Origin of the sequence: Pseudomonas sp. CCC3.1, from assembly GCF_034347405.1 — a bacterium.
In the GTDB taxonomy this organism is placed as follows: Bacteria; Pseudomonadota; Gammaproteobacteria; order Pseudomonadales; family Pseudomonadaceae; genus Aquipseudomonas.
On sequence record NZ_CP133778.1, the window covers coordinates 3,712,524 to 3,726,678 of the forward strand.

The window sequence follows — 14,155 nt, forward strand, 5'->3', positions numbered from 1 at the left end:
CCGTTTTATTTAGCCACGGCCCTTGGGAGCTCTGACTCAGAGGCTTTAACACCTTAATCCGCGCCTTAAGTCAATTGATCTGCGTCATGACTTATTGCATCTTCTATACCAACTTTGCACGTTTCGGAACGCGACCAAAGGTCGCACCCTTGAGCTAGAGTCACAGGGGTATCATTGCGCCATCGCAACACCTTCTGACCACGGTTGGCACGTACTGACCGAGGCATTTTCCACTGCCGTGGGACGCACTAATGAGCAATAACATTCCGGTCCAAAACGTCACGCCACCTGCCAAGAAACCCACTGAAAGCGTCGACCTGTACGCCGCCCGAGAAAAAATCTACACCCGCGCCTTCAGCGGTTTTTTCCGCAACCTGCGCATCGCCGGTGGCGCCCTGCTGTTCTTGCTGTATTTCGGCACGGTGTGGCTCAACTGGGGCGGCCACCAAGCCGTCTGGTGGAACCTTCCCGAGCGTAAGTTCTTCATCTTTGGCGCCACTTTCTGGCCACAGGATTTCATCCTGCTGTCGGGCCTGTTGATCGTCGCAGCCTTTGGCCTGTTCTTTATCACCGTGTACGCAGGCCGCGTGTGGTGCGGTTACACCTGCCCGCAAAGCGTATGGACCTGGGTGTTCATGTGGTGCGAAAAAGTCACCGAAGGTGATCGCAACCAGCGCATCAAGCTCGACAAGGCGCCAATGAGCGCCAACAAGTTCGTACGCAAGTTCAGCAAGCACACGCTGTGGCTACTGATTGGCTTTGTGACGGGCATGACCTTTGTCGGCTACTTCTCCCCGATCCGCGAATTGGTGTTTGATTTTTTCACTGGCCAGGCCGATGGCTGGGCCTACTTCTGGGTCGGCTTTTTCACCCTGGCCACCTATGGCAACGCGGGCTGGCTGCGCGAGCAAGTGTGCATTTACATGTGCCCGTATGCGCGCTTCCAGAGTGTGATGTTCGACAAAGACACGCTGATTGTTTCTTACGACCCGCGTCGCGGCGAAATGCGCGGCCCGCGTAAAAAAGACGCGGACTACAAGGCGCAGGGCTTGGGCGACTGCATCGACTGCACCCTGTGCGTTCAGGTGTGTCCGACCGGCATCGACATCCGTGACGGCTTGCAGATTGAATGCATCGGCTGCGCGGCGTGTATCGATGCCTGCGACAACATCATGGACAAGATGAACTACCCGCGCGGCTTGATCAGCTATACCACCGAGCACAACCTGTCCGGCCAGAAAACCCATAAACTGCGTCCGCGCCTGATTGGCTATGCGCTGGTTTTACTGACCATGATGGGCCTGCTGGCAGCCGCCTTTTTCACGCGCTCGCTGGTCGGTTTTGATGTCAGCAAAGACCGCGTGCTCTATCGCGAAAACGCCGAAGGCCGGATCGAAAACGTTTACAGCCTGAAGATCATGAACAAAGATCAGCGCGATCATACGTACGTGCTGGAAGCCAGCGGCTTGCCCGACTTGAAACTGCAAGGCAAACGCGAGATCAACGTCGCGGCGGGTGACATTGTCAGCCTGCCTGTCGAATTGTCGATAGCACCGGAACAATTGCCGTCCAGCACCAACGAGGTGTTCTTCATCCTTAAAGATGCCGATAACAGCGACATCTACGTTAAAGCCAAGAGCCGTTTCATCGGCCCACACATCAGATAAGAGAAACTCTCCATGCCCGCAGCAAATGCCTACAGCCCTTGGTACAAGCACATATGGCCGTGGATCATCATCGCCATACTCGCCTGCTCGGTGACGCTGACTCTGTCGATGGTGACCATTGCCGTGAAAAACCCGGACAACCTGGTTAACGACAATTACTACGAAGCTGGCAAAGGGATTAACCGTTCGCTGGACCGCGAACTGCTGGGGCAGACCCTGCAACTGAAAGCCAAGCTGCGTCTGGACGAAGTGACCGGCGAAGTGGTGCTGCTGCTTGAAGGCAACAGCCAGCCGCAGGCCCTGGAGCTGAACCTGATTTCGCCGACACAACCGGAAAAGGACCGCCGAGTCAGCCTGACCCAAAGCCCATCAGAGCCGGGCCGTTATACCGGCCAATTGGATGACAAGGTGCAGGGCCGTCGTTTCGTTGAACTGCTGGGCGTAGAAGACGGCAAGACCTGGCGCCTGTTTGAAGAAGAATTGGTCGACCATGACAAAGACCTGACGCTGGGCGACGAGCCGATTCAGGGCGCTGAAGACCGCAAAACGCAATAACCCCATCGCGGGTAAACCCGCTCCCACAGGGATACACGAACCTTGTGGGAGCGGGCTTGCCCGCGATGACGGACCTCCCGGCGCCACCATATCGCGATAGACCGCCATGACCTCTCCCGTTCCCTGCTACCACTGCACCCTGCCCGTTCCAGCTGGAAGCCGGTTCACCGCCGACGTACTGGGTCAGACCCGCGAATTCTGCTGCCCGGGCTGTCAGGCCGTGGCGCAGGCAATCGTAGCTGGTGGCCTGGAAAGCTATTACCAACATCGCAGTGAGGCGTCGGCCAATCCGCAGGCGCTGCCCGTGCAACTGATGGAAGAACTGGCGCTGTATGACCGCCCTGACGTGCAAAAGCCCTTCGTCCGGCACGAAGGCGAGCAGGCCGAAACCACGCTGCTGATCGAGGGCATCAGTTGTGCCGCCTGTGGCTGGCTGATTGAGAAACACCTGCTGCGCCTGCCTGCGGTAAGTGAAGCCAGGCTCAACCTGTCCAACCACCGCTTGCACATCCGCTGGGCCGACATCCAACTGCCGCTGAGCGAAGTGCTGAGCGAGCTGCGTCATATCGGTTACGCCGCCCACCCGTATCAGGCGGATCGAGCGACGGAGCAATTGGCCAGCGAAAATCGCCTGGCCTTGCGTCAGCTTGGCGTCGCCGGATTGCTGTGGTTTCAGGCGATGATGGCGACCATGGCCACCTGGCCCGAATTCAACATCGACCTCAGCCCCGAGATGCATACCATCCTGCGTTGGGTCGCGCTGTTTCTGACCACGCCTATCGTGTTTTACAGTTGTGCACCGCTTTTCAAAGGCGCAATGCGTGACCTGCGCACGCGCCACCTGACCATGGACGTGTCGGTGTCATTGGCCATTGGTGGCGCCTACGTGGCCGGTATCTGGACCGCCATCACCGGCGTCGGCGAGTTGTATTTCGATGCGGTCGGCATGTTCGCCCTGTTCTTGCTGGCCGGACGCTACCTTGAGCGCCGCGCCCGTGAACGCACAGCGGCAGCCACGGCGCAACTGGTCAATTTGCTGCCCGCCTCGTGCTTGCGCTTGAGTGGCGACGGCCAGAGTGAACGCATCCTGCTGAGCGAACTCAAGCTCGGCGACAACGTTTTGGTGCACCCCGGCGCGATTCTTCCGGCCGACGGCAAGATCCTTGACGGCCAATCGAGCATCGACGAGTCGCTGCTGACCGGCGAATACCTGCCGCAGCCGCGTAACGTGGGCGATGCCGTGACAGCGGGCACCTTGAATGTCGAAGGCGCGCTGACCGTTGAAGTACTGGCATTGGGTCAAGACACGCGCCTGTCCGCCATCGTGCGGTTATTGGACCGCGCCCAAAACGAAAAGCCGCGCCTGGCCGAAATCGCCGACAAGGCTGCGCAATGGTTCCTACTGTTCTCGCTGATTGCGGCTATTGCGATTGGCCTGCTGTGGTGGCAACTCGACCCGTCTCGAGCCTTCTGGATCGTGCTGGCAATGCTGGTGGCTACGTGCCCTTGTGCACTGTCGCTGGCGACCCCGACGGCCTTGACCGCCGCAACTGGCACCTTGCACAAGCTGGGGTTGCTGCTGACCCGGGGCCACGTGATTGAAGGGCTGAACCAGATCGACACGGTGATTTTCGACAAGACCGGCACCTTGACCGAAGGCAGGCTGGCGTTGCGGGCCATTCGCCCCTTGCGCAACCTCAGCAGCGATCAGTGCCTGGCTCTGGCCGCTGCACTCGAAAATCGCTCCGAACACCCCATCGCCCGCGCCTTTGGTCGCGCCCCGCAAGCCGCCGATGAAGTGCACAGCACGCCGGGGCTCGGCCTTGAAGGTCGGGTCGGCGAACAACGCTTACGGATTGGCCAACCTACGTTCGTCTGCGCGCTGAGCCTGTGCGCAATCCCGGACATGCCGAACGAACCCGGCCAATGGCTATTGCTGGGCGATACCGAAGGCGCGCTGGCCTGGCTGGTGCTCGACGACCGCCTGCGCGCCGACGCCCCGGCCTTATTGGCGGCCTGCAAAGCGCGCGGCTGGCACACGTTGCTGCTCTCGGGCGACAGCTCGCCGATGGTTGCCAGTGTCGCTGCCGAGTTGGGCATTGATGACGCTCAAGGCGGGTTGCGACCCGACGACAAACTGCGCGTGCTGCAACAGTTGCACGCTCAGGGACGCAAGGTGTTGATGCTGGGAGATGGGGTTAACGACGTGCCGGTGCTGGCCGCCGCCGACATCAGCGTGGCGATGGGTTCAGCCACTGACCTGGCCAAAACCAGCGCGGACGCGGTACTGCTGTCCAATCGCCTGGAAGCACTGATCCAAGCCTTTAGCCTGGCCCGCCGTACACGTCGGGTGATCATCGAGAATCTGCTGTGGGCCGGTTTGTACAATGGCCTTATGCTGCCCTTTGCAGCACTGGGCTGGATCACGCCGATCTGGGCCGCGGTCGGCATGTCGATCAGTTCATTGACCGTGGTGCTTAACGCCCTGCGCCTGACCCGCATGCCGCGTCAGACGCAGACCCAGCCCACGTCAGACACTCGCCTGCTACCGGCCTGAGCCGGTCGCCTGGAGCCTTTATGCCAGCGCTTTACATCATGATCCCTGCGGCCTTGCTGATTGTTGCAATTGCCGTCTACATCTTCTTCTGGGCCGTGGACAGCGGCCAGTACGATGACCTGGACAGCCCGGCCCACAGCATCCTGTTTGATGACCAGGACCCACAACACACAGCGGCCGTCGAAGAGGCCAAAGGCACTCACGTGCTCGCCGCCAAAGAAACCGGCGACAAGGCCCCACCCCATGCTTGAGCTGGCGCCGCTGCTGCTGTCCGCAGTGATTTTGGGCCTGCTCGGCGGCGGGCATTGCCTGGGCATGTGCGGTGGCTTGATGGGCGCCTTGACCTTTGCCATCCCCAAGGAGCAACGCAGCCGACGCTTCAAACTGTTGCTGGCTTACAACCTGGGTCGAATTCTCAGCTACGCCACCGCAGGTTTACTGCTGGGGCTCGCAGGCTGGGCCGTCGCCAACAGCCCGGCGGCCATGGCGATGCGGGTTCTGGCCGGGGTGTTGTTGATCTGCATGGGCTTGTACCTGGCGGGCTGGTGGAGCGGCCTGACCCGCATCGAAAGCCTGGGGCGCGGCCTGTGGCGGCATATTCAGCCAGTCGCGAGCCGCTTGCTGCCAGTGTCGAGCCTGCCCCGCGCCTTGCTGCTGGGCGCGCTGTGGGGCTGGCTGCCCTGCGGATTGGTTTACAGCACCTTGATCTGGTCAGCCAGTCAGGGCAGCGCGCTCGACAGCGCCTTGCTGATGCTGGCTTTCGGCTTGGGCACTTGGCCCTTGCTGCTGGCCACAGGCCTGGCAGCCGAACGCATGACGGCGCTGCTGCGCAAACGCAGCGTGCGCATGGCTGGCGGGTTGCTCGTGATGCTGTTCGGCATCTGGACCCTGCCCGGCCCGCACCAGCATTGGTTGATGGGGCATTGAGCGGCCGTAGCGGGCGTTGATGCAAATCAAGGTGTTACACATCGGCTGCCCCTAGACTCCTGAGCATTGCTAGCCATCCCAGGGGAATGCCCGCATGCTCGACGCCATTCGTTGGGACTCAGATTTAATTCGCCGTTATGACCTCGCCGGGCCGCGCTACACCTCGTATCCGACAGCGCTGCAGTTCCATGAGCAGATCAGTCCATTCGACTTTCTGCACGCCCTGCGCGACAGCCGCAAAGCCATGCGCCCGCTGTCGTTGTACGTTCACGTGCCGTTTTGCGCCAATATTTGCTACTACTGCGCCTGCAACAAAGTCATCACCAAGGACCGTGGCCGTGCCCAGCCGTATTTGAAGCGGCTGAAGCAGGAAATCCGCCTGATCGCCTGCCATCTCGATCCCAGGCAAGCAGTGGAACAGCTGCACTTTGGCGGTGGCACACCAACCTTTTTAAGCCACGATGAGTTGCGCCAGCTAATGGGCCATCTGCGCGAGCACTTCAATCTGCTCGACGATGACTCTGGCGACTACGGCATCGAAATCGACCCCCGGGAAGCCGACTGGTCGACCATGGGATTGCTCCGTGAACTGGGGTTCAATCGCGTGAGCATTGGCCTGCAAGACCTCGACCCCGAGGTGCAGCGGGCCGTCAATCGCCTGCAAAGCCTGGAAGAGACCCGCGCCGTGATCGATGCAGCGCGCACCTTGCAGTTCCGCTCGATCAACATCGACCTGATTTACGGCTTGCCCAAACAAACCCCGCAGGCGTTCGCCCGCACCCTTGAAGAAGTCATCAGCCTGCAACCGGATCGCTTGTCGGTGTTCAACTACGCGCACTTGCCAGAGCGTTTCATGCCGCAGCGCCGGATCAACACCAGCGACCTGCCCTCACCTGCCGAAAAGCTGAGCATGCTTGAGCGCACTATCGAGCAACTCACTGGCGCCGGTTATCGCTACATCGGCATGGACCATTTCGCTCTGCCAGACGATGAACTGGCGATTGCCCAGGAAGAGTCTACCCTGCAGCGCAACTTTCAGGGCTACACCACCCACGGCCATTGCGATCTGATCGGGCTGGGCGTGTCGGCCATCAGCCAGATCGGCGACCTGTACTGCCAAAACAGCAGCGACATTGCGCACTATCAGCACACGCTGGGCAGCGATCAACTCGCGACCAGCCGCGGCCTGCTGTGCAATCAGGATGATCGAATCCGCCGCGAGGTGATTCAGCACATCATCTGCAACCTGCACGTGCCGTTCCTGCGCATTGAGCAGATGTTCAACATCGACTTCAGGGGGTATTTTTCAAATCAGTGGCCGGCACTGGAAACGATGGCGGCAGATGGCTTGATTGCACTGGACAACGAACACCTGACGGTACTGCCCGCAGGGCGGCTATTGGTGCGTTCAATCTGCATGGTGTTTGATGCGTATCTGGCACAGCAAAGCCGTCAGCGTTACTCACGGGTTATCTAGCGCCAACTGCGGCGAAAGTACTATAGACATTGGCTCAAGCCCTATTTTGAGGTCTTGAAACACAACTCAATGGATTGATCAGTGCTTGAATTAAACGCACTTTATAGGCGCACTGGCCTCGACCCACTCACTGGGGTACCCTTGCGTCTTATGTGTGTTTTCCCACAAGGATTGAAGAAATGTCCGAGCCAGTAAAAGTGCGCGCTCATACCCAGGCTCACTGCAAGGATTGCAGTCTTGCTCCCCTTTGCTTGCCTCTTTCGTTGAATTTGGAAGACATGGATGCGCTGGAGGAAATCGTCAAGCGCGGTCGCCCTCTCAAGAAAGGCGAGTTTCTGTTTCGCCAGGGCGACGCGTTCGGCTCGGTGTATGCCGTACGTTCTGGCGCACTTAAGACATTCAGTTTGAGTGACAGCGGCGAAGAACAGATCACCGGTTTCCACCTGCCCAGCGAACTGGTTGGCCTGTCGGGCATGGACACCGACACTTACCCTGTGTCGGCTCAAGCGCTCGAAACTACGCCTGTTTGCGAAATTCCTTTCGAGCGCCTGGACGAACTCTCGGTTCAACTGCCTCAATTGCGTCGCCAACTGATGCGCATCATGAGCCGAGAAATTCGTGACGATCAGCAAATGATGCTGCTGCTGTCGAAAAAGACTGCCGATGAGCGGATTGCAACCTTCCTGGTGAACCTGTCTGCACGCTTCCGCGCACGTGGCTTTTCGGCCAACCAGTTCCGCCTGAGCATGTCGCGCAACGAGATTGGTAATTACCTGGGCCTGGCGGTTGAAACGGTTTCGCGCGTGTTCACTCGCCTGCAAGAAAACCAGTTGATCACGGCTGAAGGCAAAGAAGTGCACATTCTTGATCCAATCAAGCTGTGCGCACTGGCCGGTGGTTCGGTAGAGGCCTGACACGACTGTTTGAGGGCTATACTGGCGGCCCCAACGCCGCCAGGACATCCAGACGATGGTCAACGACTTCAACCTCAAATCCCTGATCCGTCCAGTGCTCGATTTTCCCAAGCCAGGCGTGATCTTTCGTGACATCACCCCGCTTTACCAGTCGCCTCGCGCCATGCGGGTGATCGCCGATACCTTTATCGAGCGCTATGTCGAAGCTGAGTTCAGCCACATCGGAGCGATGGATGCCCGTGGCTTTTTGATTGGCTCAGTACTGGCTCATCAACTCAACAAACCGCTGATCCTGTTTCGCAAGCAGGGCAAATTGCCAGCCGATGTATTGGCCGAAGGCTATCAGACGGAATATGGCGAAGCGTTTCTGGAGGCTCACGCCGACAGCTTGTGCGAGGGCGATTCGCTGCTGATTGTCGACGACTTGATCGCCACGGGCGGGACGTTGATCGCCGCAGTGAACCTGGCGCGCCGCATGGGTGCCCAGGTGTTTGAAGCGGCGGCGATTATTGACCTGCCGGAACTGGGCGGCTCAAAGCGCCTGCAAGACCTGGGCGTACCGACTTTTTGCCTGACTGAGTTTTCACTGACTGAGTAATGAAGTGCGCCGCAAGCCGATTTCGTAGCAGTTGCCGAGCCTGCGAGGCTACGTCCGATTGCGAAGCGATCGTAAACGCTAAGCACAAGGTTGAACTGACGCTCCGCTGCACCTGACTTTACGGCTGCTACGCAGCCGGACGTAGCCTCGCAACACTCGTCAACTGCTACGGGTCAGGTGCATGCAGTTGATCGGCAGCGATTGATTACAACGCGATGGGTTTACGCCCGGCAAACGAGTGCGCCAGGGTGCCGCCATCCACCAACTCCAACTCGCCACCCAACGGTACGCCGTGGGCGATGCGCGAAGCGATCAGGCCTTTGCTGCTCAGCAATTGGGCAATGTAGTGCGCTGTGGCCTCGCCTTCGACTGTCGGGTTGGTCGCCAGAATCACTTCTTTGAAAGTGCCCTGTTCGGCAATGCGCGTCATCAATTGCGGGATACCAATCGCCTCGGGGCCCAAGCCATCCAACGGCGACAAATGCCCCTTGAGCACGAAGTAACGCCCGCGATAGCCGGTCTGCTCAACGGCATAAACATCCATTGGCCCCTCAACCACGCACAGCAACGTGTCATCGCGGCGCATGTCAGCGCACTGAGGGCACAAGTCATCTTCGGTCAGGGTTCTGCACAGGCGGCAATGACCCACACCGTCCATCGCCTGACTCAAGGCCAGCGCCAAGCGCGAACCGCCACTGCGATCACGCTCAAGCAGTTGCAGGGCCATGCGCTGCGCAGTCTTTTGACCCACACCCGGCAAAGTGCGCAAGGCGTCGATCAGTTGGCGAATAAGGGGGCTGAAGCTCATAGAGAAAGGTCCGACAAAACAACGAGAGGCGGTTTATACCCGTGGGCCGGGTCAGCGTCAAATACCCATCAAACAGGCAAAAAAATACCGGGCTCAAGGCCCTAATGCCAGTCAGTCAAGCGAACGCTGTTTTAAATACAGCGAAAACCTGTGGGAGCCTGGCTTGCCAGCGATGCAGGCGATGCGGTTTTTCTGTTAAACCGCGTCGATACCATCGCGAGCAAGGCCGCTCCCACCGGGAATATGCGTTAACTGACTGGCATTAGCCCAAAGCCCGGCATTTTTTGAGCGCCTTAGAATGGCAGCTTCATGCCCGGCGGCAGTTGCATGCCAGCGGTCACGCCAGACATTTTGTCCTGGCTGTTGGCTTCGATCTTGCGCACGGCGTCATTGACGGCAGCAGCGAACAGATCTTCCAGCACTTCGCGGTCATCTTCGCTCACGCCTTCGAGCAGGGTTGGGTCAATGCTCACGCGCTTGACGTCATGACGGCCAGTCATGACCACCGTCACCATGTCGCCACCGGCCTTACCCGTGACTTCGGCATTGGCCAGTTCTTCCTGCATCTTGGCCATTTTTTCCTGCATCTGCTGCGCCTGCTTCATCAGGCCGGCCATGCCACCTTTCATCATGGGAATCACCTCAAACGTTATTTGGACAATGCACCCGCAATCACATGACCTCGGGCTGTAAGTGCTAACCCTGTCGCTACGAAGCCTGAGCCTCTACAACGTCGACAGGTTGAATCGTATCGTCGCGGACTGCCGCGCCGAACTGTTGAATCATTTGCTGGACCAGCGGGTCTGCGTAAATCGACTCTTCGGCCAGACGCTGACGCTCGGCGCGCAAACGCGAGGCCGCCTGGGCCGGGGTTTCCTGCTCGGGCTTGACCAGCTCTATCGTCACTTTGAGCGTGCGCTGATGAAACTGGTTCAACGCATCATTGAGTCGACGCTGCTGGGTCGCGTTAAACAGCGCGCTGTGAGCCGGGTCCAGGTGCAGCAACCAGTCATCACCGTCAACGGCGATCAAGGTGCAGTTGGCGCCAATGCTCGCCGTCATGCCCGATACCGGTAATTGGGGGAACATGTTCAACCATTCAAGGGCAAGGCCCGTCGCAGGCATTGCGGCTGGCAAGGGTTCAGGCTCTGGCGCAGGTTCAACCGCATGCTCGCTGGCCAATTCGTCCAGGTAGCTGTACGCCGCCGAGTCCATGTCCGGCTCGATGTAGTCTTCATCCAGGGGCGGTTCGTCGTCGCGATCCATGCCCGGCACCGCAGCATCTACCTGCTCGACGGCTGGCTCAACGATCGGCGCCGCCACCCACTCCGGCGCGTCCGGCACAACGCTGTCTGGCGTCGGCAACGGCATTGGCGGCAAATCGGGCTGCTCGCTGACCATATCGAGCATCGGCTCAGGCACGACGTCGTCTTCGATTGCAGGCGCAGTTGCTGACCGGTCATTCCACGGCAAATCTTTTTCAGGCACGGCAGGCGGCAGCACAGCGGCCACAGGCGCAGGCGCAGGCGCAGGCGCAACCACCTCCTCGACCGGCACAGCAACAGCCACGGGAGCCGGCTCTACACGCGGCTCAACAACTGGCGCAACAGCAGCCGCGCCAGCCACGGTTTGGGCGGAATCAACTGTGGCCTGGCTGATCCCCACTGGCTTTAGCGGCTGACTCGGCGCATCGCCGGTGTCCGCTGGGCGGAAGGCCAGCATCCGCAGCAGGACCATTTCAAAACCGCCTCGCGGGTCTGGCGCCAGCGGCAGATCGCGCCGACCGATCAGGCCCATCTGGTAATAAAACTGTACGTCTTCGGCGGGCAATGCCTGCGCCAGGGCCAACACACGATCTCGGTCGCCATGCCCGTTGTCGACGCCTTCAGGCAGCGCCTGGGCAATCGCAACACGGTGAAACACGTTAAGAATCTCGGACAGCACGCCATTCCAGTCCGGGCCTTGCTCGGCCAAATGCCGCACCGCCTCAAGCAGCGCCCGCGCATCGCCCTGAATCAAGGCGTGCAGCAGGTCAAAGACCTGACCGTGGTCGAGCGTACCCAGCATCGCCCGCACATCGGCGGCCAGCACCTTGCCTTCGCCGAACGCAATCGCCTGATCGGTGAGGCTCATGGCATCACGCATCGAGCCATCAGCGGCACGGCCCAGCAACCACAGCGCATCGTCTTCGAACGGCACGTTCTCGACACTCAACACGTGGGTCAAGTGCTCGACGACGCGCTCAGGCGTCATGTTTTTCAGCGAGAACTGCAAGCAGCGAGACAGGATCGTCGCTGGCAGCTTTTGCGGATCAGTGGTCGCCAAAATGAATTTGACGTAGGGCGGCGGCTCTTCGAGGGTTTTCAACAGCGCATTGAAGGAATGGCTGGAAAGCATGTGCACTTCGTCGATCAGATAGACCTTGAAGCGCCCACGGCTTGGCGCGTACTGCACGTTGTCGAGCAACTCACGCGTGTCCTCAACCTTGGTCCGGCTCGCGGCGTCGATCTCGATGAGGTCGACAAAACGCCCCTCATCGATTTCGCGACACACCGAACACGTCCCACAGGGCGTCGAGGTGATACCTGTTTCACAGTTCAGGCATTTGGCGATAATCCGCGCAATGGTGGTCTTGCCAACGCCACGGGTACCGGTAAACAGGTAGGCGTGGTGCAGGCGCTGACTGTCCAGGGCGTTGATCAGAGCCTTGAGCACATGGGTCTGGCCGACCATTTCGCGGAACGAGCGCGGACGCCATTTACGTGCAAGAACCTGATAACTCATTGATAACCGTCGCATCTGAAAAGCGGAGGGGGCTAATGCTAGCGGAGCAGGGGCAAAATTGCATCCGATGCGCACTTTTAACTGCTCAGGCGCTCATGGCCGGGCATTTTATGCGGACACGGAAATGCGCCGACAGAGCATTCAGCCGTCGAAATTTTATATAGATAGAGAGGAAGGAAGGTATTTTGTTTCTGGATTAAAAACCCTGCGAATTGAGGATTTTTAAAATGGAGGCAACCCCACCAGCCACACCCCGGCACACAATGTTCCCGCTGTGGCTGCTTCCTTCCGGATCTGACCAGGTTCACGGGTAATCGTTGCGAGCCATATGGGGTAAGGGTTTCAGGCTTTTTTGGGGTAATATTTCTTCCGTGCAAACTCGCTGCACGGGCAGTCAAAAAATGGGGTGTAGTCAGCACTGTACAACTTCGCTGCACAACACAGGTGTACAACATGGCCTACATAACCCGTCGCGGACCCGTCTATTACCTGAATCTCAGACTACCCGGGCATCTCTTCCCGAGGTGTCACACATTGCGTTTGAGCTTGAACATTCGACATCGTCAACACGCACTCTTCCTGGCAACTTCACTCGCCCAGCAAGTGCACACTCACCTGAACGAACACCCCATGGCAGACCTTCCGACACTGCGTAGGCTGTGTTCGGAGTGGCGGGACTCTGCCCCCTCACAAACAATCCAACCAGCCGCAAGAAAGCCTACAACCGACAAAGTGATGCGGAATGGTGACGGCCCTACCCTCGCCACATTGTCCAAGCTTTATATCGAAGAAGGAAAACGCGGTGGGACATGGCGGGAGGTCAGTGCCTTCGAGGTGGAACGTGCCATGCGTGATCTGTTCGAACTGATGGGCGATATGCCTGTTTCAGACTTCGATGCAGGACAAGCGCGTACGCTCAAGGACCGGCTGAGTCGGTGCCCGCAATACTTTGGACTCTTGCCTAGGTTCAAAGGCAAGACATTGGGACAGGTGGTCGATTCAAACAACACATACAAAACTATCAGCGCCGTAACGGTGAACAACCGACTCCGAAAGCTTTCTGCTTTTTTTAACTGGTGCAAAGTGAACGGCTATACCAGTGAAAATCCGTTGGCTGGTCTTCGGGTCATGACCGGCACTGCGAAAGATGCACGGATTTCGTTCGATCAGGATGACTTGGCCAAGTTGTTAAACCTTAAGACGTTGACATTTGAAGCACGAAAGCATTCATGGCGCTACTGGCTCCCTTTGCTAGGTCGTACTACAGGGGCAAGACTTGAAGAGTTGTGCCAGCTTCATGTCGATGACTTTATCCTGCAACAAGGTATTCATTGCATCCGTATTGATGACAACCGTGAAGATCAGAAACTAAAGAATTCCAGTAGCCGCCGCGTGCTCCCAATACATCCCGCGCTGATTGCACTCGGATTACTTAACCATATCCAGGATATTCGCAGCAGTGGTGTCACTCGTCTTTTTTCAGATCTTGAACCGACACGCGGAAAATTAGGTCATGCCCCAAGCAAATGGTTCGGTCGATACAAAACGAAGCTGGGCATTACCGACTCTAGAAAGACCTTCCACAGCTTTCGCCACACGATCATCGATGAAATGCGGGATGCAGGGGTACAGGACTCTCTAATTAAACGCATAGCAGGTCATGAAGATAGCTCAGTCACTTTTGGCATCTACGGAAGCCGCACCCCGATGAACGCCATGATGGAAGCAATAAAACACATTGAACTGCCACCCCCCCAACTCACCTAAACCATCAACCCAGCCTACACACGCACCAAAAAAACAAGGATCATCCTCAATCAAATAATGCAACAAAAATAATTTTATAGAATAAGGCTTTGGACAACTTC

General features: G+C 58.3%; 12 protein-coding genes and 1 other RNA gene. 9 read left to right on the forward strand and 4 right to left on the reverse strand.

Annotation, left to right across the window (positions count from 1 at the left end):
* Nucleotides 1-251 precede the first annotated feature (251 nt).
* From ccoG to RHM56_RS16250, 8 genes are all read left to right on the forward strand, one after another.
* Nucleotides 252-1,667, forward strand: a complete 1,416-nt coding sequence (ccoG, locus tag RHM56_RS16215) for a cytochrome c oxidase accessory protein CcoG (RefSeq protein WP_322233892.1) — start codon at nt 252-254, stop codon at nt 1,665-1,667.
* A gap of 12 nt (nt 1,668-1,679) precedes the next feature.
* Nucleotides 1,680-2,222, forward strand: coding sequence for a FixH family protein (locus RHM56_RS16220; RefSeq protein WP_322233895.1), 543 nt, complete (start codon nt 1,680-1,682; stop codon nt 2,220-2,222).
* Between the two features lie 106 nt (nt 2,223-2,328).
* On the forward strand, nt 2,329-4,779 hold the full coding sequence (locus RHM56_RS16225; RefSeq protein ID WP_322233897.1) for a heavy metal translocating P-type ATPase: 2,451 nt from the start codon (nt 2,329-2,331) through the stop codon (nt 4,777-4,779).
* 20 nt (nt 4,780-4,799) lie between these two features.
* Nucleotides 4,800-5,030 (forward strand): cbb3-type cytochrome oxidase assembly protein CcoS, encoded by a 231-nt coding sequence (gene ccoS, locus RHM56_RS16230; protein WP_322233899.1) that lies wholly within the window; start codon nt 4,800-4,802, stop codon nt 5,028-5,030.
* Nucleotides 5,023-5,706, forward strand: a complete 684-nt coding sequence (locus tag RHM56_RS16235) for a sulfite exporter TauE/SafE family protein (RefSeq protein ID WP_322233903.1) — start codon at nt 5,023-5,025, stop codon at nt 5,704-5,706. Before ccoS ends, RHM56_RS16235 begins: the two co-directional genes overlap by 8 nt.
* A 94-nt stretch (nt 5,707-5,800) precedes the next feature.
* Nucleotides 5,801-7,183, forward strand: coding sequence for an oxygen-independent coproporphyrinogen III oxidase (gene hemN, locus RHM56_RS16240; RefSeq protein WP_322233906.1), 1,383 nt, complete (start codon nt 5,801-5,803; stop codon nt 7,181-7,183).
* Nucleotides 7,184-7,362: 179 nt separating this feature from the next.
* A complete protein-coding gene (gene fnr, locus RHM56_RS16245; RefSeq protein ID WP_322233908.1) occupies nt 7,363-8,097 on the forward strand; it encodes a fumarate/nitrate reduction transcriptional regulator Fnr in 735 nt (244 codons plus the stop codon).
* 55 nt (nt 8,098-8,152) lie between these two features.
* Nucleotides 8,153-8,695, forward strand: coding sequence for an adenine phosphoribosyltransferase (locus tag RHM56_RS16250; RefSeq protein WP_322233910.1), 543 nt, complete (start codon nt 8,153-8,155; stop codon nt 8,693-8,695).
* A gap of 205 nt (nt 8,696-8,900) precedes the next feature.
* On the opposite strand, the gene recR is transcribed toward RHM56_RS16250, so the two are convergent.
* The 4 genes from recR to ffs all read right to left on the reverse strand — a co-directional run bounded on the left by recR (nt 8,901) and on the right by ffs (nt 12,617).
* The gene (gene recR, locus RHM56_RS16255) at nt 8,901-9,503 is read right to left on the reverse strand and encodes a recombination mediator RecR (RefSeq protein WP_322233912.1); all 603 of its coding nucleotides are present in this window, start codon (nt 9,501-9,503) and stop codon (nt 8,901-8,903) included.
* Between the two features lie 293 nt (nt 9,504-9,796).
* Entirely contained in the window at nt 9,797-10,135 is a 339-nt protein-coding gene (locus RHM56_RS16260; RefSeq protein WP_016780291.1) for a YbaB/EbfC family nucleoid-associated protein, read from the reverse strand.
* Nucleotides 10,136-10,211: 76 nt separating this feature from the next.
* Nucleotides 10,212-12,287 (reverse strand): DNA polymerase III subunit gamma/tau, encoded by a 2,076-nt coding sequence (gene dnaX, locus RHM56_RS16265; RefSeq protein ID WP_322233914.1) that lies wholly within the window; start codon nt 12,285-12,287, stop codon nt 10,212-10,214.
* 237 nt (nt 12,288-12,524) lie between these two features.
* Nucleotides 12,525-12,617, reverse strand: an RNA gene (gene ffs / locus RHM56_RS16270) — signal recognition particle sRNA small type.
* A 123-nt stretch (nt 12,618-12,740) separates the two neighbouring features.
* Between ffs and RHM56_RS16275 the strand changes: the two genes are divergently transcribed.
* Complete coding sequence (locus RHM56_RS16275) at nt 12,741-14,054, forward strand: site-specific integrase (RefSeq protein WP_322233916.1); 1,314 nt, start codon at nt 12,741-12,743, stop codon at nt 14,052-14,054.
* The last annotated feature ends 101 nt before the right edge of the window (nt 14,055-14,155 follow it).

Excerpts from the sequence above, each read along its gene's own strand:
- ccoG (WP_322233892.1), top strand. The coding sequence starts at position 252 with ATGAGCAATAACATTCCGGTCCAAAACGTCACGCCACCTGCCAAGAAA.
- RHM56_RS16220 (WP_322233895.1), top strand. The coding sequence starts at position 1,680 with ATGCCCGCAGCAAATGCCTACAGCCCTTGGTACAAGCACATATGGCCG.
- RHM56_RS16225 (WP_322233897.1), top strand. The coding sequence starts at position 2,329 with ATGACCTCTCCCGTTCCCTGCTACCACTGCACCCTGCCCGTTCCAGCT.
- ccoS (WP_322233899.1), top strand. The coding sequence starts at position 4,800 with ATGCCAGCGCTTTACATCATGATCCCTGCGGCCTTGCTGATTGTTGCA.
- RHM56_RS16235 (WP_322233903.1), top strand. The coding sequence starts at position 5,023 with ATGCTTGAGCTGGCGCCGCTGCTGCTGTCCGCAGTGATTTTGGGCCTG.
- hemN (WP_322233906.1), top strand. The coding sequence starts at position 5,801 with ATGCTCGACGCCATTCGTTGGGACTCAGATTTAATTCGCCGTTATGAC.
- fnr (WP_322233908.1), top strand. The coding sequence starts at position 7,363 with ATGTCCGAGCCAGTAAAAGTGCGCGCTCATACCCAGGCTCACTGCAAG.
- RHM56_RS16250 (WP_322233910.1), top strand. The coding sequence starts at position 8,153 with ATGGTCAACGACTTCAACCTCAAATCCCTGATCCGTCCAGTGCTCGAT.
- recR (WP_322233912.1), bottom strand. The coding sequence starts at position 9,503 with ATGAGCTTCAGCCCCCTTATTCGCCAACTGATCGACGCCTTGCGCACT.
- RHM56_RS16260 (WP_016780291.1), bottom strand. The coding sequence starts at position 10,135 with ATGATGAAAGGTGGCATGGCCGGCCTGATGAAGCAGGCGCAGCAGATG.
- dnaX (WP_322233914.1), bottom strand. The coding sequence starts at position 12,287 with ATGAGTTATCAGGTTCTTGCACGTAAATGGCGTCCGCGCTCGTTCCGC.
- RHM56_RS16275 (WP_322233916.1), top strand. The coding sequence starts at position 12,741 with ATGGCCTACATAACCCGTCGCGGACCCGTCTATTACCTGAATCTCAGA.